12 protein-coding genes are annotated in these 19,365 nt (G+C 68.4%); all 12 read left to right on the top strand.

Going from position 1 to position 19,365, the window contains the following annotated elements:
• The first annotated feature begins 44 nt into the window (after positions 1-44).
• A complete protein-coding gene (locus E2L08_RS03485; RefSeq protein ID WP_133395665.1) occupies positions 45-779 on the top strand; it encodes a precorrin-6A/cobalt-precorrin-6A reductase in 735 nt (244 codons plus the stop codon).
• Positions 772-1,401 carry a DNA-3-methyladenine glycosylase family protein gene (locus E2L08_RS03480; RefSeq protein WP_133395664.1) on the top strand — a complete coding sequence of 210 codons (630 nt, stop codon included), beginning with the start codon at positions 772-774 and terminating at the stop codon, positions 1,399-1,401. Before E2L08_RS03485 ends, E2L08_RS03480 begins: the two co-directional genes overlap by 8 nt.
• Positions 1,398-2,075, top strand: coding sequence for an alpha/beta hydrolase (locus E2L08_RS03475; RefSeq protein ID WP_133395663.1), 678 nt, complete (start codon positions 1,398-1,400; stop codon positions 2,073-2,075). Before E2L08_RS03480 ends, E2L08_RS03475 begins: the two co-directional genes overlap by 4 nt.
• A gap of 164 nt (positions 2,076-2,239) precedes the next feature.
• Positions 2,240-4,624, top strand: coding sequence for a glycogen/starch/alpha-glucan phosphorylase (locus tag E2L08_RS03470; RefSeq protein ID WP_133395662.1), 2,385 nt, complete (start codon positions 2,240-2,242; stop codon positions 4,622-4,624).
• Between the two features lie 73 nt (positions 4,625-4,697).
• The gene (gene glgB / locus E2L08_RS03465) at positions 4,698-6,899 is read left to right on the top strand and encodes a 1,4-alpha-glucan branching protein GlgB (RefSeq protein WP_133395661.1); all 2,202 of its coding nucleotides are present in this window, start codon (positions 4,698-4,700) and stop codon (positions 6,897-6,899) included.
• 40 nt (positions 6,900-6,939) lie between these two features.
• Positions 6,940-8,205, top strand: coding sequence for a glucose-1-phosphate adenylyltransferase (gene glgC / locus E2L08_RS03460; protein ID WP_133395660.1), 1,266 nt, complete (start codon positions 6,940-6,942; stop codon positions 8,203-8,205).
• A complete protein-coding gene (glgA, locus tag E2L08_RS03455; protein WP_133395659.1) occupies positions 8,202-9,629 on the top strand; it encodes a glycogen synthase GlgA in 1,428 nt (475 codons plus the stop codon). The genes glgC and glgA overlap by 4 nt, the downstream gene beginning before the upstream one ends.
• Entirely contained in the window at positions 9,626-11,713 is a 2,088-nt protein-coding gene (gene glgX, locus E2L08_RS03450) for a glycogen debranching protein GlgX (RefSeq protein WP_133395658.1), read from the top strand. Before glgA ends, glgX begins: the two co-directional genes overlap by 4 nt.
• An 11-nt stretch (positions 11,714-11,724) precedes the next feature.
• Positions 11,725-13,611: a 4-alpha-glucanotransferase gene (locus tag E2L08_RS03445; protein WP_133395657.1), complete on the top strand. Its 1,887-nt coding sequence runs from the start codon at positions 11,725-11,727 to the stop codon at positions 13,609-13,611.
• Between the two features lie 7 nt (positions 13,612-13,618).
• Positions 13,619-15,250 (top strand): alpha-D-glucose phosphate-specific phosphoglucomutase, encoded by a 1,632-nt coding sequence (locus E2L08_RS03440; protein WP_133395704.1) that lies wholly within the window; start codon positions 13,619-13,621, stop codon positions 15,248-15,250.
• A gap of 12 nt (positions 15,251-15,262) precedes the next feature.
• Positions 15,263-17,632 carry a glucosylglycerol hydrolase gene (gene gghA, locus E2L08_RS03435; RefSeq protein WP_133395656.1) on the top strand — a complete coding sequence of 790 codons (2,370 nt, stop codon included), beginning with the start codon at positions 15,263-15,265 and terminating at the stop codon, positions 17,630-17,632.
• Entirely contained in the window at positions 17,619-19,298 is a 1,680-nt protein-coding gene (locus E2L08_RS03430) for an FMN-binding glutamate synthase family protein (RefSeq protein WP_370450573.1), read from the top strand. Before gghA ends, E2L08_RS03430 begins: the two co-directional genes overlap by 14 nt.
• Positions 19,299-19,365 lie beyond the last annotated feature (67 nt).

Genomic DNA, 19,365 nt, shown 5'->3' with positions numbered 1-19,365 from the left:
ATGGGGTCGCGCTCGATTTCACGCCGCGCCGGGGCGGGGCGGACATGAAGCTTTTGCTTCTGGCCGGCACTCGCGAGGCACGCCAGCTTGCGCAGGCGCTGTCGAGCCAGGCGGGCATCGGGCTCGTCGCGTCCGCCTCGGCCGCGCAGCGCCCACCGCAGGGCCTGGGCGTGCCGCTCAGGATCGGGGGATTCGCCTCGGCCGACGAGCTGGGCGCCTATCTCGCCGCGCAGCGGATCGACGGGGTGCTCGACGCGGGCCACCCCTTTGCCAGCGACGACAGTTTCCAGGCGGTCGAGGCCTGCCGCGCGCAGGGCGTCGCCTATGCTCGCGTGATCCGCCCGACATGGACTCCGAGCGAGGGCGATCTGTGGGATTTCGCGCAGGACGAGGCCGATGCCGCGCGACAGACCGCGCCGGGCGACGTGCTGTTCATCGCCACGGGGCGCGACCGTCTGCATGCCTATGGCGCGCTGCCCGGCCGGGTCGTGCATGTGCGCCAGCTCGTCGCCGTGCCCGAGACTTTCCCCTTCGAGCGGGGCGGCTGGGTTCTGAGCCGTCCCCCCTTTGACATGCGCGGCGAGGCCGAGCTGTTCGAGCGGCTGGGGATACGCCGGCTCATCACGCGCAATATCGGGGGCAACGGCGCGCGGGCCAAGCTCGACGCGGCGCGGATCTGCGGCATCCGGGTGTCGATGATCCGCCGGCCGTTGCTGCCCGAGGGCGTGCGGCTCGAGACGGTCAGCGCGGCGCTGGCCTGGGCGCGACGCCTTGACTGAGCGGGTGATCCTGGGCCCCGGCTGCGTGGCCGAGGGCGCGGCCGCGCTCTGCTTGATCGAGCCGCGTTTCGGCCATGCGCTTGCGGCCACCGGCCCCTGGCCCGACCGGCTGCGCGCGGGCGGGTTCGGGGCGCTGGTCGATGCCATCGTGAGCCAGCAGGTCAGCGTGGCCTCGGCCCGCGCCATCGGCGGGCGCGTCGCGGCGGCGGGGCTGACCGCGCCCGACGCGATCCGTGCCGCCACCGACGAGGAGCTGCGCGCCTGCGGGCTGTCGCGGCCCAAGGCGCGCTATCTCCGCGCGCTGGCCGAGGCGGAGATAGATTTCGAGGCCTTGGCGACGCAGGACAGCGACGCGGTGGTGGCCCGGCTGGTCGAGGTGCCGGGCATCGGCCGCTGGACCGCCGAGATCTACGCGCTGTTCTCGCTCGGCCGGGCGGATGCGTTCCCGGCGGGCGATCTCGCCTTGCAGGAAGGCGCGCGGATGCTGTTCGAGCTGCCCGCCCGCCCGACCGAGCGAGCGCTGCGCGACCTCGCCGGGGCGTGGTCGCCCTGGCGCGGCGTTGCGGCGCGCGGGCTATGGGCCTATTACGCCCACGAAAAGGGACGCGAGGGGATCGGATGACGACAGCGACGAGGCGCCTCGAGGCGCGGCGCAGGGGCCCCGCCTCGGGCGAGGTGCGGTCGGTCGTGGTGTTCCTGCACGGCTACGGCGCCGACGGGGCCGACCTGCTGGGGCTGGCCGATCCGCTGGCGCCGCACCTGCCCAATACGGCGTTCCTCGCCCCCGATGCGCCCGAGATGTCGGTGGTGAACCCGGCGGGGTTCCAGTGGTTTCCGATCCCGTGGATCGACGGCTCGGACCCGGCCGAGGCCGAGGCCGGGCTCGACCGCGCGGCGGGCGATCTCGACGCCTGGCTCGACGAGGTGCTCGAGACCGAGGGGATCGCGCCCGACCGGCTGGTGCTGGTGGGGTTCAGCCAAGGGACGATGATGGCGCTGCATGTCGCGCTGCGCCGCGCGGTGCCGGTCGCGGGGCTGGTGGGGTTCTCGGGACGGCTGCTCAGGCCCGACGCGCTCGAGGACGAACTGGTGTCGCGGCCGCCGGTGCTGCTGATCCACGGCGATGCCGACGAGGTCGTGCCGCCCGCCGCTCTGCCCGAGGCCGCAGGCGCGCTTCAGGCCGCGGGGCTCGACGTCTTTGCGCATGTCTCGCCCGGAACGGGGCACGGGATCGCGCCCGACGGCTTGCAGATCGCGCTGGCCTTCATCCGCGACCGGCTGGGGCTGGACGGCTGAGACGGCCCGCCAAGCGTCACCATCCTGTCACGATCCGGCGAGTTTCGGGCCGCTGCCGCGATCTTGCCCTTGTCATGACCCTCAAAGCGTCGCAATTCGCACGCTAACAGCATCAGACATGAATTGACGTGCCGCGGCCCGCGGGCCGACGACGGAGTAGTGACATGAAAGATCTTACCGCCGCGATCCCGGCGACGGACCTGCGCAGCGCGGTGCTTCAGCACCTGAAATATTCGCTGGGCAAGGATGCCGAACACGCCACGATCACCGATTGGCGTCAGGCGCTGAGCTTTGCCATCCGCGACCGGATCGTCGATCCGTGGTTCGCCTCGACGCGCGAGACTTATGCCCGGCAGGGCAAGCGGGTGTTCTACCTGTCGATGGAGTTCCTGATCGGCCGGCTGCTCGAGGATGCGGTCGTCAATCTCGGGCTGCTCGACGAGGCGCACGAGACGTTCGAGGGATTCGGCCTCGACGTCAGGACGGTCATGGCCGACGAGCCCGACGCCGCGCTCGGCAATGGCGGCTTGGGGCGGCTCGCGGCCTGTTTCCTCGAGTCCATGTCGACGCTGGGCTGCCCCGCCTACGGCTACGGCATCCGCTACGAGCACGGGCTGTTCCGCCAGGGCTTTCGCGACGGGCGCCAGGTCGAGGCGCCCGAGGACTGGCTGTCGGAGCTTCACGCCTGGGAGTTCGAGCGCCCCGAGGCGACGATCCCCGTGGGTTTCGGCGGAGAGGTGCGCGAGCTTGGCGGGCGCATGGTCTGGACCCCGGACGAGCGCGTGATCGCGCAGGCGACCGACACCCCCATCATCGGCTGGCACGGTAAATGGGCCAACACGCTGCGGCTGTGGTCGGCCCGCCCCGAGACGGTGTTCGACCTCGACCGGTTCAACGCGGGCGACTATTTCGGCGCGGCCGAGGCCGAGAACACGGCGCGCACGATCAGCCGGGTGCTGTATCCCGACGACACCACCGAAGAGGGCAAGCGCCTGCGCCTCAAGCAGGAATTCTTTTTCACCGCCGCGTCGCTGCGCGACATCCTGCGCCGGTTCGACACCGAATACGACGACCTGTCGCTTCTGCCCTCCAAGGTGGCGATCCAGCTCAACGACACGCATCCCGCCATCGCGGGGCCCGAACTCGTCCGGCTGCTGCATGACGAGCGCGGGATGGACCTGCCGCGCGCCATCGAGACCGCACGCGGGTGCCTGGGCTACACCAACCACACGCTTCTGCCAGAGGCGCTTGAGCGGTGGAGCGAGGGGCTCATGGGCAGCCTCCTGCCGCGCCACCTGCAACTGATCGAGCGGATCGACGCGGCCCATGCCGAGGCCCATCCCGACCGGCGGGTGACGATGCTGGGCGATGGCGACGTGCATATGGGGCCGCTGGCCTTCTCGATGGCGCACAAGGTGAACGGCGTCTCGGGGCTGCATACCGAGCTGATGAAGGAAACCGTCTTCGCCGAGCTGCACCGCCTGCATCCCGAGCGGATCGTGAACCAGACCAACGGCGTGACGCCGCGCCGCTGGATGGTGTCGGCCAACCCGCGGCTCTCGGCGCTGATCACCGAAGCGATCGGCATTGGCTGGGCCGACGATCTCGAACGGCTGGCCGAGCTCGAGCCGATGGCCGAGGATGCCGGGTTCCTCGAGCGGTTCGACGCGATCAAGCGGGCGAACAAGGTCGATCTGGCCGGCAATCTCGCCGGGCGCGACCTGCCCGTCGATCCCGACGCCATGTTCGACGTGCAGATCAAGCGCATCCACGAATACAAGCGCCAGCATCTCAACGTGCTGGAAACCATCGCCCTGTGGCAGGAGATGCGCGACGACCCCACGGGCGACTGGACCCCGCGGGTCAAGATTTTTGGCGGGAAGGCCGCGCCCGGCTATGTCTTCGCCAAAGAGATCATTCACCTCATCAACGCGGTGGGCGACGTCATCAATGCCGACCCGGCGACGAACCACCTGCTGCGCGTGGCCTATCCGGCAAATTACAACGTCAGCCTCGCGGAGCGCCTGATCCCCGCGGCCGAGCTGAGCCAGCAGATCTCGACCGCCGGCAAGGAGGCGTCTGGCACCGGCAACATGAAATTCGCGCTGAACGGCGCGCTGACCATCGGCACGCTCGACGGGGCCAATGTCGAGATCCGCGAACTGGTCGGGGCCGAGAACTTCTTTCTCTTCGGCATGACCGCCTCCGAGGTGGTCGCGCGGCGCGAGATGCACGACCATGCCCGCGCGGCGATCGAGGCCGATCCGCGGCTTGCCCGCGCGCTCGACGCGATCCGGTCGGGCACCTTCGGCGACCGGTTCGAGGCGATCACCGAGAACGTGTCGGGGCAGGATTACTTCCTCGTCTCGTCCGATTTCAGCGATTACTGGCGCGCCAGCCGCGAGGTCGATGCCGCCTGGCGCGATCGGGCGGCATGGAACCGGATGGCCGTGCTGAACACCGCGCGGTCGGGATGGTTCTCGTCCGACCGGACGATCCGGGGCTACATGCGCGACATCTGGAACGCCGAGGCGCTGAGCATCGGCTGATACCGGGGCGGGGCCGGGAAAACCGGCCCCCTCGCGACTTGTTTTGCGCGCGGTTCGGCTTAGCCTCTGGTGCATGAGCAAGCATGTCCAGAAGCCCGCCGTCACCCTGTCGCAAGCCGATGCCGAGGCGCTCCACCAGGGGCGCCACGGCGACCCGTTCGGAGTGTTGGGGCCGCACGAGATCGACGGCATCCGCCGCGTCCGCGCCTTCGATCCCGGCGCCGACGAGATGGCCGCCGTCACCGAGGACGGCACCGAACACCCCCTGACCCGCGTGGAGGACGGCGCCGCCGTCTTCGACGGCCCCGTACCGGGCAGCGGCCATTATTGGCTGCGCGGACGCGCGGACGGCGCGCAATGGGAGTTCGAGGACGCGTTCCGCTTTGGCCCCGTGATCGGCGAGCTCGACGAATACCTGCTGGGCGAGGGCACGCATCAGCGCATCTGGACCGCGCTCGGCGCGCATGTGGTCGAGCACGAGGGCCGGCATGGCACACATTTCGCCGTCTGGGCGCCCAATGCGCAGCGCGTCTCGGTCGTGGGCGAATGGAATCACTGGGACGGGCGGCGCCACCCGATGCGCCTGCGCGGCGCCACCGGGGTGTGGGAGATCTTTGTTCCCGATATCGGCGAGGGCGAGGCCTATAAATACGAGATCCTCGGCCGCGACGGGGCGCTTCAGCCGCTCAAGGCCGATCCGGTGGGCTTCGGCTCGCAGCACCCGCCCGAGAACGCCTCCATCGTGCGCCATATCGGCGGCTACGGCTGGCATGACGGGCGATGGATGGACGAACGCGCGGCGCGCCAGTCGCGCACGGCGCCGATCTCGATCTACGAGGTGCACCTGGGGTCGTGGCGCCGCCGCGAGAACGAGGGCAACCGCCCGCTGAGCTACAAGGAAGCCGCGGTCGAGCTGGTCGATTACGCCCATGACATGGGGTTCACTCATCTGGAGCTGCTGCCGATCAGCGAATACCCGTTCGACGGGTCCTGGGGCTATCAGCCGGTGGGCATGTTCGCGCCCACCATCCGTTTCGGCCCGCCCCACGAATTCCGCGACCTCGTCAACGCGGCGCATGAAAAGGGAATGGGCCTGATCCTCGACTGGGTGCCGGGCCATTACCCGTCCGATCCGCACGGGCTGGCCAAGTTCGACGGCACGCATCTTTACGAACATGCCGATCCGCGCGAGGGGTTCCACCAGGACTGGAACACGCTGATCTACAATTACGGCCGCACCGAGGTCCGCAATTTCCTGACCTCGAACGCGCTATACTGGCTCGAGGAATACCATGTCGACGGGCTGCGCGTCGATGCCGTGGCCTCGATGCTCTATCGCGACTATTCCCGCAAGGAAGGCGAATGGGTGCCGAACCGCCATGGCGGGCGCGAGAATCTCGAGGCGATCGAGTTCCTGCAAAAGGTCAACACCGTCACCTATGGCGAATGCCCCGGCATCATGACGGTGGCCGAGGAATCGACCTCGTTCCCGCATGTGTCGCGCCCCGTCGATGCGGGGGGGCTGGGCTTCGGGTTCAAGTGGAACATGGGCTGGATGAACGACACGCTCAGCTATGTCGAGAAAGACCCGATCTATCGCCGCCATCACCACCACCAGATGACCTTCGGGCTGCATTACGCCTTCAGCGAGAACTTCATCCTGCCGATCAGCCATGACGAGGTCGTGCACGGCAAGGGGTCGATGCTGAACAAGATGCCGGGCTCGGAATGGGAGAAATTCGCCAACCTGCGCGCCTATTACGGGTTCATGTGGGGCCATCCGGGCAAGAAGCTGCTCTTCATGGGCTGCGAGTTCGCCCAGCCGTCGGAATGGAACCACAACGGCCAATTGCCCTGGGGCCTGCTGGACGATCCGCGCCACGGGGGCGTGCAGCGCCTCGTGCGCGATCTCAACACGCTCTATCGCGGGACGCCCGCGCTTCATGCGCTCGATTGCGATCCGGCGGGGTTCCAGTGGATCGAGGCCAACGATGCCGACGCGTCGGTCTATGCGTGGATCCGCCGCTCGGGCGGGCCGGACCCCGAGGCGGTCGTGGTGTGCAACTTCACCCCGGTGGAACGGCGCTACAGGCTGGGGATGCCGCAGGCGGGCCGCTGGCGCGAGGCGCTGAACTCGGATGCCGACATCTATGGCGGCGGCGGGCGCGGCAACATGGGCGGCATCGACGCGGCCGATGGCGGCGTGAACGGACAGCCCGCCTCGGCCGAGGTGACGCTGCCACCGCTCAGCACGCTGATCTTTGTCAAGGACTAGGCCCGAGGGACGGGGCCCCAGCACCGGGGAGAAACGCGGAATGGATCGCGGAACGAACAGATTGGCGAGCCGCAGCATGGCCTTCGTGCTGGCGGGCGGCCGGGGAAGTCGCCTCAAGCAGCTCACCGACACGCGCGCGAAACCCGCGGTCTATTTCGGCGGCAAGACCCGGATCGTCGATTTCGCGCTGTCGAACGCGCTGAACTCGGGCATTCGCAAGATGGCCATCGCGACGCAGTACAAGGCCCACAGCCTGATCCGGCATTGCCAGCGCGGCTGGTCCTTCTTTCGCGCCGAACGCAACGAATATCTCGACATCCTGCCCGCCTCGCAGCGCGTGGCCGAGGACAAGTGGTACCTCGGCACCGCCGATGCCGTGACGCAGAACATCGACATCGTCGACAGCTACGGCGTGGATTTCATCGTCATCCTCGCGGGCGACCACGTCTACAAGATGGATTACGAGCTGATGCTGCGCGAGCATGTCGAAAGCGGCGCCGACGTGACCGTGGGCTGCCTGACCGTGCCGCGGGCCGAGGCGTCGGCCTTCGGGGTGATGGCGGTTGACGACAAGCTGCGGATCACGTCGTTTCTGGAAAAGCCAAAGGATCCGCCGGGGATGCCCGGCGACGAGACGCGCACGCTGGCCTCGATGGGGATCTATGTCTTCAACTGGCCGTTTCTGCGCGAGCTTCTGCTCGACGATTCCGACACGGCCGGGTCGGCGCATGATTTCGGCGGCGACATCATCCCGCATATCGTGCGCCACGGCCACGCGCAGGCGCATCGTTTCACCGAAAGCTGCGTGCGCCACGCCCCCGATGCCGAGGCCTATTGGCGCGACGTGGGCACGGTCGATGCCTATTGGCAGGCCAATATCGACCTGACCGATTTCAGCCCCGAGCTCGATCTCTGGGACCGGAACTGGCCGATCTGGACATATTCCGAGTCCGTCCCGCCCGCGAAATTCATCCATGACGAGGCGGATCGTCGCGGCTCGGCCGTCAGCTCGATGGTGGCGGGGGGTTGCATCGTGTCGGGGACCGAGGTGCGCAATTCGCTGCTGTTCACGCAGGTCCACACCAACAGCTATTCGCATCTGAACCACTCGGTCCTGCTGCCTTTCGTCAATGTGGGGCGCCATGCGCGGCTGACCAAGGCGGTGATCGACGCGGGCGTGCGGATTCCCGAACGGCTGGTGATCGGCGAGGATCCCGACGAGGATCGCAAGTTCTTCGAGGTCTCGGCGGGCGGCGTCACCCTTGTCACCCAGCCCATGATCGACGCGTGGAGCGCCGCGCAATGAGGCTTCGCGTCCTGTCGGTCGCGTCGGAATGCGCGCCCTTCGTCAAGACGGGCGGGCTGGCGGATGTGGCGGGCGCGCTGCCGGCGGGGCTCGACGGGGCAGGGGTCGAGATGCGGGTGCTGGTGCCGGGCTACCGGGCGCTTGCGCAGGTTTCGGCCTCGGGGCGCGAGGTCTGGTCATGGCCGCATCTCTATGGCGGCCCGGCGCGGCTGATCGCGGCCGAGGCGGCGGGGATCGGGCTGTTCGTGCTCGACGCGCCGCATCTCTACGACAGGCCCGGCACGCCCTACCTGGACGAGGCCGGCGGCGATCATCCCGACAATCCCGAACGCTTTGCCGCGCTGTGCCGGGCCGGTGCCGAGATCGGAAAGGCCACGCTCGACTGGCGGCCCGACGTGGTCCATGGCCATGACTGGCAGGCGGGGCTCATGCCCTATTTCCTCAAGAAGGACGGCAGCCAGGTTCCTTCGGTGATGACCGTGCACAACATCGCCTTTGCCGGAACCATCCCGACCGACCGGATCGAGGCGCTGGGGCTCGACCGGGCCGATTTCCACCCCGAGGGGTTCGAGTTCTGGGGCCGGGCCAGCGCGCTCAAGGCGGGGCTGGTCTGGGCCGATGCCCTGACCACGGTCAGCCCCACCTATGCGCAGGAGCTGACGACCGCCGATTTTGGGATGGGGTTCGAGGGGTTGATCGCGCGGCGGCGCGACGACCTGACCGGCATCCTCAACGGCATCGACACCGAGGCCTGGTCGCCCGGCGGCGATGCCCACGCGATCCGTTTCACCAGTTGGCGCGGCAAGGCCAAGGCGACGCGTGCGCTGCGCGACGAGATGGGGCTGCCCCCGTCCGAGGGGCCGCTGGCCGTGGTCGTCTCGCGCCTGACCGGGCAGAAGGGGCTCGACCTGCTGCTCGAGGCGATGCCGCCCTTTCTCGCCCGCGGCGGGCAGATCGCGCTGCTGGGCTCGGGCGAGCGCGGTCTGGAGGATGCGTGGCGCGCAGCGGCCGAGCGTCATGAGGGCGTCGCTGTGCGCATCGGCTATGACGAGGCGCTGTCGCACCGGATGGTCGCGGGGGGCGAGGCAATGCTGGTGCCCTCGCGCTTCGAGCCCTGCGGGCTGACGCAGCTCTACGGGCTGCGCTATGGCGCGGTGCCGGTGGTGGCGCGCACCGGCGGGCTGGCCGATACGGTGATCGACGCCAACGATGCCGCACTGGTCGCGGGGGCCGCCACGGGCATCGTCCACGACCCCGGATCGGTCCCGGCGCTGGCGCGCGCGCTCGACCGGCTTGTCACTTTGCACGCGACGGGCGACACATGGCGGCGCATCGTCCGCCGGGCCATGCACCATCCCGTCGGATGGGACCGGCAGGCGGAACGCTATGCCGACCTTTACCGGAGCCTGTTACCCATCCAATGACCGGACATATCGCGATTGCCGGGGGGCGCGCCGCGCCGCTCGGTGCGACCTTCAAGGGCGACGGCGTCAATTTCGCCGTCTTCTCGCAGCATGCCGAACGCATGGTGCTGTGCCTTTACGACAGCGCGGGGGTCGAGACCCGCATCGACCTGCCCGAACGCAATGGCGACGTGTGGCATGGCTATATCAGCGGGTTGCGCCCCGGCCAGCGCTACGGCTACCGCGCCTATGGCCCCTATGCCCCCGAAGAGGGGCATCGCTTCAACCCTGCCAAGTTGCTCATGGACCCCTATGCCAAGCGGCTGACCGGGCATCCGCGCTGGCACGATGCGCTGATGGGCTACACCGTGGGCGGCGACGACGCCGATCTCGTGCCCGATCCGCGCGACAGCGCGCCCCACATGCCCCGCTCGGTGGTCGAGGATCCGGCCTTTTCGTGGGGCCGCGACCGCCCGCCCGAGACGCGCATCCGCCAGAGCGTCATCTACGAGGCCCATGTGCGCGGCCTGACGCGGCTGCATCCCGACGTAGCCTGGCCGGGCACGTTCCTCGCCATGTCGTCGGACCCGATGCTCGATTACCTCACCGATCTCGGCATCACCGCGATCGAGCTCTTGCCCGCGCAGGCATTCCTTACCGACCGGTTCCTGCACGAAAAGGGGCTGACGAATTACTGGGGCTACCAGACGCTCGGGTTCTTTGCACCCGAGCCGAGATACCTCGCCCGCGGCGAGATATCGGAGTTCCAGCAGATGGTGGCGCGGTTCCACTCCGCCGGCATCGAGGTGCTGATGGACGTGGTCTACAACCACACCTGCGAGGGCAACGAGCTTGGCCCCACGCTCAGCTTTCGGGGTCTCGACAATGCCGCCTATTACCGGCTGATGCCCGACAACCCGCGGCTCTATGTCGACGACACTGGCTGCGGAAACACGGTGAACGTCGATCATCCGATGGTGTTGCGGATGATCATGGACAGCCTGCGCTACTGGGTCGAGGTGATGCATGTCGACGGGTTCCGGTTCGACCTGTGCTCGACGCTGGGGCGGCGCGGCGAGGGCGGGTTCGACCAGGGGGCCGCGTTCTTCGACGCGATCCGGCAGGACCCGGTGCTGGGCCAGGTCAAGCTGATCGCCGAGCCGTGGGATATCGGGCCGGGGGGCTACCAGCTCGGGGCCTTTCCGCCGCCGTTTCTGGAGTGGAACGACAAGTATCGCGACACGGTCCGCGGGTTCTGGCGCGGCGATGCGGGACAGGCGCCGGGCCTTGCCGACCGCCTGACGGGCAGCGCGCTGCAATTCGACCATTCGGGCCGCCCCGCCACGTCGAGCGTCAACCTGATTACCGCGCATGACGGGTTCACCCTGCACGACGTGGTCAGCTATGCGCGCAAGCACAACGAGGCCAATGGCGAGGAGAACGCCGATGGCCATGGCGAGAATTATTCCGACAACATGGGCGTCGAGGGCGGGACGGACGACCCCGAGATCCTCGAGGCCCGCGCCCGGCGCAAGCGCAACATGATCGCCACGCTGATGCTGAGCCAGGGCACGCCGATGCTGCTGGCGGGCGACGAGATGGGCCACAGCCAGGGCGGCAACAACAACGCCTATGCCCAGGACAACGAGACGAGCTGGATCGACTGGTCGAACCCCGACGGGGCGCTGCATGCCTTTACCCGCGCGATGATCCGGTTCCGCCGCAAGCATCCCCTGTTGCGCCAAAAACTGTTCCTCCACGCGCAGGAACGCGCGGTCGATCACCGCGCCGACCTGTTCTGGTGGCGCGCCGACGGAACCGCGATGCGGCCAGAGGATTGGGAGGAGCCGGCGCTCGACGCCGTCGCGATGGAGCTTCGGATGGCCTCGGGCACGCCGCATTACGCCGAAACCGAGGTCGCGATCTTCGCGGTGCTCAATCGCGGCCCGGCGACCGAATGGAAACTGCCCGAACCGCCCGACGACATGTTCTGGAACTGGCGCATCGACACGGCCCGCCCCACCGAAACGCCCGGAGCGGTGCGCGACGCGGTGCCCATCGCCGCCGATTGCGTCGCCGTTTTCGTCCTCAGCCCCGACCCCTGACGAGAGATGCCATGACCGACGATCCCCGCGACGCGCTCGCAGCCCGGCTGGGCGTCATCGACGGCTATCACGACCCGACCGGGGCCTGGCACGCGACCGGCCCCGAGACCCGCGACGCGATCCTCGCCGCGATGGGCGAGCCGGTCGCGCCGGACGAGGCGCGCGACCGGCTCGATGCGCTGACGCGCGACGACGCAACTCGGCCCCTGCCGCCATGGGTGGTGGTCGGGTCGGGGCGCGGCCCCGCGCTCGAGGGCTTGGCGGGGCGCGACTGGCGGCTCATCCGCGAGGATGGCGTGACCGAGGCGGGGCAGGGGCCCGAACTGCCGATCCTGTCGAACGGCATCCACCGTCTCGAGGTCGGGGGGCACGAGACGTGGCTTTTGGCGGCGCCCGAGCGTCTGCCCGACGCGCCGCGCGGCTGGGGCATCACCCTGCCGCTTTACGGGCTGGCCGGCGACGGGCGGATCGGCAGCTATGCCGACCTGCGCATGGCCGTGGAGCGCCTTGGGCATGCGGGGGCGGGGTTCGTCGGCATCAATCCGATCCATGCGGGCTTTCCCACCGATACGGACGCGATCAGCCCCTATGCGCCCTCTCATCGCGGGCGGCTGGCCGTCCACCATATCGCGCCCCGCGACGAGCCGGGGCAGGCGGCGGGCGACCTGATCGACTACGCCGCCGCCCAGCCCGGGCGCATGGACGCGCTGCGGGCCGAGTTCGACGCGGACCCCGGCGCGGGGTTTCAGGCGTGGTGGGCGGCGCGCGACGCCGATCTCGAGCGTTTCGCGCTGCACCAGGCGCTGAGCGCGCGGCTGGGGCCGCGCTGGTCGGACTGGCCCGCGCCCTATCGCCGCCCCGACAGCCCCGAGGTCGCGGAATTTGCCCGCGCCCATGCCAATGACTGCGCCTTTCACGGCTGGCTGCAATGGCGCGCCGATGCCCAACTGGTTGAGGTGCGGCAGGCGGCCGAGGCGGCGGGGATGGCCTATGGCCTTTATCTCGACCTGGCCGTGGGCACGCATCCGCACGGGGCCGAGACATGGGGGCGGCCCGACCTTTTCGCGCGCGGCGTGAGCCTCGGCGCACCGCCCGACGCCTTTTCGGCCGGGGGGCAGAGCTGGGGCCTTGCCCCGCTGCATCCGCTGGCGCTGGCCCGCGACGGGTTCCGCCCGCTGGCCGCGATCCTGCAGCGCCAGTTCGCCCATGCGCGGCTGCTCAGGATCGACCACATCCTCGGCTTCGACCGCGCCTTCTGGGTGCCCGAGCAGGATGGCGTGCCGGGGGCCTATGTGCGGATGCCGCGCGAGGCGCTGCTGGCGGTGGCGCGGATCGAGGCCGCGCGGGCGGGCGGCACGGTGGTGGGCGAGGATCTCGGCAACATCCCCGACGGGCTTCAGCATGTGCTGTGGGAGAGCCGCATCCTCGGCTGCCGCGTGGCGCAGTTCGAGCAGGACTGGGATGCCGAGGAGATCCGCTTCAAACCCGCAGACCGCTATGCCCCGGCGGCGCTGACCTCGTTCTCGACGCATGACCTGCCGACCTGGGAGGGGTGGAAGGCCGGGCGCGACATCGCGTGGCGCCGCGATCTCGGCGATATCTCCGAGGACGGCGCGCGCGAGGCGCGGGCGCGGCGCAACGAGGAAGTGGCGCGGCTGACCGAGCTCATCGGCGGTGCGGGGGTCGACGATCTGCACGCCTTTCTCGCCCGCACGCCGTCCTGGCTGATCGCGGTGCAGATCGAGGATCTGCTGGGCCGGCTCGAACAGGCCAACCTGCCTGGCACGATCCACCAGCATCCCAACTGGCGGCGCCGGATCGGGATGGACCCCGCAAAACTCGGTCAGCTTGACGCGGTGGCGCGCACCGCCGACATCATGCGCGACCATGACAGATAGGACCGTGATGCAACCGCTTACCATCGCCACCGACCCGATCGACGGACAAAAGCCCGGCACCAGCGGCCTGCGCAAGAAGACGCGCGTGTTCCTCGAACCGCATTACCTCGAGAATTTCGTGCAGGCGATCCTCGACGGGATCGGCGGCGCGGGGGGCAAGACCTTTGTGCTGGGCGGCGACGGGCGGTATTTCTCGGACCGCGCGGCGCAGGTGATCCTGCGCATGGCCGCGGCCAACGGTGCGGCGCGGGTGATCGTGGGGCAGGGGGCGCTGCTCTCGACGCCGGCCGCCTCGAACCTGATCCGCAAGCGCGGCGCCGATGGCGGCATCATCCTGTCGGCCAGCCACAATCCCGGCGGCATCGACGAGGATTTCGGCGTCAAGTTCAACGGCCCCAATGGCGGCCCGGCCTCGGAGGAGGTGACGGCCCGGATCTTCGAGGCGACCAGGGCGATCCGCGCCTACCGCATCCTCGAGGCCCATGACGTGGACCTGTCGCGCCCCGGCACGCGCGAGCTGGGCGGCATGACGGTCGAGGTCGTCGATCCGGTCGCCGACTATGCCGAGCTGATGGAGGGGCTTTTCGATTTCGACGCCATCCGGGCGATGATCGGCGGCGGGTTCCGCCTGGTCTTTGACGCGATGCACGCGGTGACGGGGCCTTACGCGACCGAGATCCTCGAGAACCGGCTGGGCGCGGCGCGCGGCAGCGTCCGCAACGCCACGCCCCTGCCCGATTTCGGAGGCGGCCATCCCGACCCCAACCCGATCTGGGCGCGCGAGCTGATCGAGATCATGTCGGCCCCCGATGCGCCCGATTTCGGCGCGGCCTCGGACGGGGATGGCGACCGCAACATGATCGTGGGGCCGGGCGCCTATGTCGCGCCGTCCGACAGCCTCGCCGTGCTGGCCGCCAATGCGCAGCTTGCCCCGGCCTATGCCGGCGGGCTCAAGGGGGTCGCGCGCTCGATGCCGACGAGCCGCGCGGTCGACGCCGTGGCGCGCGCGCGCGGCATGGTCTGCTATGCGACGCCCACGGGGTGGAAATTCTTCGGCAACCTGCTCGATGACGGGCGCATCACGCTTTGCGGCGAGGAAAGCGCCGGCACCGGCAGCGACCATATCCGCGAAAAGGACGGGCTGTGGGCGGTGCTGTTGTGGCTGAACATCCTTGCGGCCACGGGCAAGGGCGTCAACGCGCTGATGGAGGCGCATTGGCGCGAGTTCGGCCGCAACTATTACTCACGCCACGATTTCGAGGGGATCGAGACCGCGCGCGCCGAGGCGCTGATCGACGATCTGCGCGGGCGGCTCGACCGCCTGCCGGGCCTCGAGGCGGCCGGCCGCACGGTAGAGTCCGCGGCCGAGTTCGACTATACCGACCCGGTCGACGGATCGGTGGCGCGCGCGCAGGGTATCCAGGTCCAGCTCGACGGCGGGGGGCGGATCGTGCTGCGCCTGTCGGGCACCGGCACGTCGGGGGCGACGCTGCGCGTCTATCTCGAGCATGTCGAGACCGATCCCGACCGCTTTCACACCGACGTTCAGGAGGCCCTGTCGTCGGTCATCGCCGCGGCGCACGAGATCGCCCGGATCGAGCATCATACCGGCCGCACCGAACCCGACGTGCGCGCCTGAGAAGGGAAAGACATGGCATTGGACGACCGCATCGCCGCCGACATGGACATGGCGGAAGGGCTTGCGCAATTCTGTCGCGAGACGCTGACCACGGCGGATACCGCCTTTGACGCGCACATGGCCATCGCGCGCAAGCTGGGCGGGCACTGGGACGGCGAAATCGCGAGCTTCGGCTTCTGGACGCCCGAGCTGCTGGACAACCGCGTGCCCGATGGCGACGTGTTCCTCGAGGTGCTGTCGCCCGTCGAGCCGCTGGACCTGACCCGCGCCCACCAGGAGCTGGTGTTCGAACGCGCCTACCTGCCCGTCGCCCGCTACGAGGCGCATACATTCGCGGCCGCGCGCGGGATGCGCGCGGGGCGGCGCGACGAGGGGGGCGATTTCTACACGCTGGTCTGGCGCGACCAGAACGACGAGTGGCACCGCATTCTCGACCCGCTGGCCATGTCGCTGCCCTTCGGCGTCATGGCGCCCGCCGAGCTCTACGATGTGGCCGCGATGCGGGCGGCGCGGCGCGACACCGCCTTTTGGGAGGGGTTCGCGGGCGAGACCCCGCGCAAGTTCGGCCCGCCTGCGAATATCCTCCAGATCCATGTGCCGACCGCCACCGCGGGCGGCACGCTCGCAAGCCTCACGCGCCATTACGAACGCCTGTCCGAGCGGGTGGAAAAGGGGCTCAACCGCGATCCGCTGGACGAGCTGTTCCTGGGCTATGACGCGGTGCAGCTCTTGCCGGTGGAGCCGACGACGGTCTACGAGACCGGCCCCGATTTCTGGTCCGAGATTGCCGATCCGGACGATCACCACCACGTCACGGTGAACCTGATCCGGCCCAATACCACGAACTGGGGCTATGACATCGTCATCGCGGGCATGGGCACGGTGAACCCGGTGCTGCTGGAATCGGGCCGGCCGGACGAGCTGATGGATTTCGCCGCCGCGCTGCACAATTTCCCGACCAAGCCCAAGATGCTGATCCTGGACGTGGTCTTCGGCCATGCCGACAACCAGGGGCTGCGCGCGCTCAACCCGCATTTCTTCGCGGGGCCGAACATGTATGGCCAGAACCTCGACTACAAGAACCCGGCCGTGCGCGCGATCCTTCTCGAGATGCAGCGCCGCAAGGTCGATTTCGGCGCCGACGGCGTGCGGGTGGACGGCGCGCAGGATTTCAAATGGTGGGACAACCAGGCGCAGGAGCTGCGTCATGACGACGAGTTCCTGCAATCCATGGCCGATATCGAGCAGGAAGCCGCCGGCACCCGCTATCGGCCGTGGTTCATCTTCGAGGACGGGCGCCCCTGGCCGCAGGAGGATTGGGAGCTTTCGTCGACCTATCGCGCGGTGATCGAGACCCAGAACGACGACGACGTGTTCCAGTGGGGGCCGCTGACATTCGCGCATAACACGCCGTTCATCTATGGCTACTGGCTGTCGAAATGGTGGCGCATCAAGGAGATGCTGGCCCGCGGGTCGAACTGGATCTCGGGCACGGCCAACCACGACACGCTCAGGCGCGGCACGCAGGTAAATCCCAAGCTCAACATCAACACCCGGCTCGGCGACACCCGGATGGAGATCCTCGAAAAGGCCTATGACAACCCCGCCGTGTCGATGCTGACCTACGCGGCGTTTCCCGGCGTGCCGATGGATTTCCTTAACGCCACGGCGCGGGGCAACTGGGGCTTCATCCGCAACCAGGACGACAAGTACGGCATCAAGGTCGTCGCCGAAGAGGCGATCAGCCTCAAGTGGCAGGTCGACGCCTATCACTATTCGATTCCGGGCAATTTCACGCGGCTCAAGCAACTGGGCTTCGAGACCCGCGAAGAGCTCAAGCGGTTCTTCGAGTTCCTGCCGGCGCTGGTCGAAGTGACGGATTACGACGTCGACCATATCGCCAAGCTCTTGAACGGGGTCGAGCCGCCGCTGGCGGGGCCGGGCCATTTCACCGTGCGCGATCTCAAGGAGATCGCGCGCGCCTGGATGGATGACATGCATGAATATTGCAATGTCTTCAACACGGTATCCATGCTTAACCCGGCGCAGACGGGCTTCATGCTAAAGCTGCGGAACTTTCGCCGCGACAACATGTGGTTGCGCGGCAATCTTGGGCCCGAGGATCATTTCGACTATCTGCAGCCGGTGGACGGTAAGACGATCTTCACCTCTTACCGCAAGGGTCCGGGCAAGGAGGTTTTCACCATCACCCACATGGAAGGCGGCCCCAGCGACGAGTTCGACCCCCTGCGCCTGCCCATTCCGGGGCTGAAGGGGGCGGGATGGCGCTGCGTGCTGCGCACCCCCACCATCGGCGAGGATTACCTATCGGGGCCCATCGTGCTCCATGACAGCATGGGAGTCGTCTTTGAGCGGACATAGACCACCGAAATTCCGTATCGGCCCGCTCGACCGCTATGCCGTTTTCGCGGCGGTGGTGGTTGTGTCGGTGCTGCTTTTCTGGGCCGCGACCGCTCTGTCGGAATGGTTCTGGCTGCCCGCGGCGGTGTTCATCGCGCTTGCGCTGACGGGGCTGCGCGACGTGGTGCAGACCGAACATGCGGTGCTGCGCAACTATCCGATCATGGGGCATTTCCGGTTCCTCTTCGAAAAGATCCGCCCCGAGATCCGCCAATACCTCATCGAATCCGACCAGGACGAAGAGCCGTTCAGCCGCGAGGACCGCTCGATCGTGTACCAGCGCGCCAAGAACCAGGAGGGCGCGCGCCCCTTCGGCACGAAAAAGGCGGTCTACCAGGGCGGCTATTCGTGGATGACCCATTCGATCACGCCCACCCATCTCGACCGCCACGATTTCCGCGTACGCATCGGCGGCCCGGATTGCGCGAAACCCTATGACGCCTCGCTCTACAACATCTCGGCCATGTCCTTTGGCTCGCTGTCGGGCAATGCCATCAAGGCGCTGAACATCGGCGCGAAAAAGGGCGGCTTTGCCCATGACACGGGCGAGGGCGGGATCAGCAGCTATCACCGGCAGGGGGGCGACCTGATCTGGGAGATCGGGTCGGGCTATTTCGGCTGCCGCGATGCCGAGGGCAATTTCGACCCCGAAAAGTTCCGCGCCCAGGCCACCGACGACCAGGTCAAGATGGTCGAGATCAAGCTGAGCCAAGGTGCAAAGCCCGGCCATGGCGGCATGCTGCCCGCGGCCAAGATCACCGAAGAGATCGCCGAGGCGCGCGGCGTCGAGATGGGAAAGGACTGCGTCTCGCCGGCGGGGCATTCGGAGTTCTCGAACCCGACCGAGCTCTGCGAATTCATCGGCAGGTTGCGCGACCTGTCGGGCGGCAAGCCCGTGGGGTTCAAGCTCTGTATCGGGCATCGCCGCGAGTTCATGTGCATCGTCAAGGCGATGATCAAGACCGGGATCTATCCCGATTTCATCGTGGTCGACGGCACCGAGGGCGGGACCGGGGCCGCCCCGCTGGAATTCGCCAACCATGTCGGTATGCCCCTGAACGAGGGCTTGAGCTTCGTGCACAACACGCTGCTGGGCGCCGGCGTGCGCGAGCGCATCCGCATCGGCGCCTCGGGCAAGCTCATCCATGCCTACGATATCGGGCGGGCCTTTGCGCTCGGGGCCGATTGGTGCAACTCGGCGCGGGGGTTCATGTTCGCGGTAGGCTGCATCCAGGCGCAGGCCTGCCATACCAACGAATGCCCCACCGGCGTCACGACGCAGGATCCGATCCGCCAGCGCGCGCTCGTCGTTCCCGAAAAGGGCGAGCGGGTCTACAACTTCCACCGCAACACCATGCGCGCCCTGGCCGAGATCGCCGGCGCCGCCGGGCTCGACGACCCGCGCGATTTCCTGCCCTACCACTTCATGAAGCGCGAGAACGACGGCGCCATGGTCGAGGCCAGCGATGTCTGGACCTACCTTCCCACGGGTTTCCTGCTGACCGAGGGCGACGATCACATGGCCTATCGCCAGCGCTGGAAACGCGCCAGTGCCGAGACCTTTCGCCCGCCCGACCCGGTGGGCCGCAAGACGACCCGCGGCGAGATGGAGCAGGCGGCGCAATAACCCCGACCACGCGGGCCCGCGCCCTTCGGCGGGTGCCGCCCCATCACGAATCCGCCAAGCCGGGCGA

Origin of the sequence: Palleronia sediminis, from assembly GCF_004358695.1 — a bacterium.
GTDB lineage: Bacteria > Pseudomonadota > Alphaproteobacteria > Rhodobacterales > Rhodobacteraceae > Palleronia > Palleronia sediminis.
The sequence above is the reverse complement of the archived record's forward strand: the minus strand, read 5'-3'. Positions and strand labels throughout refer to the sequence as shown.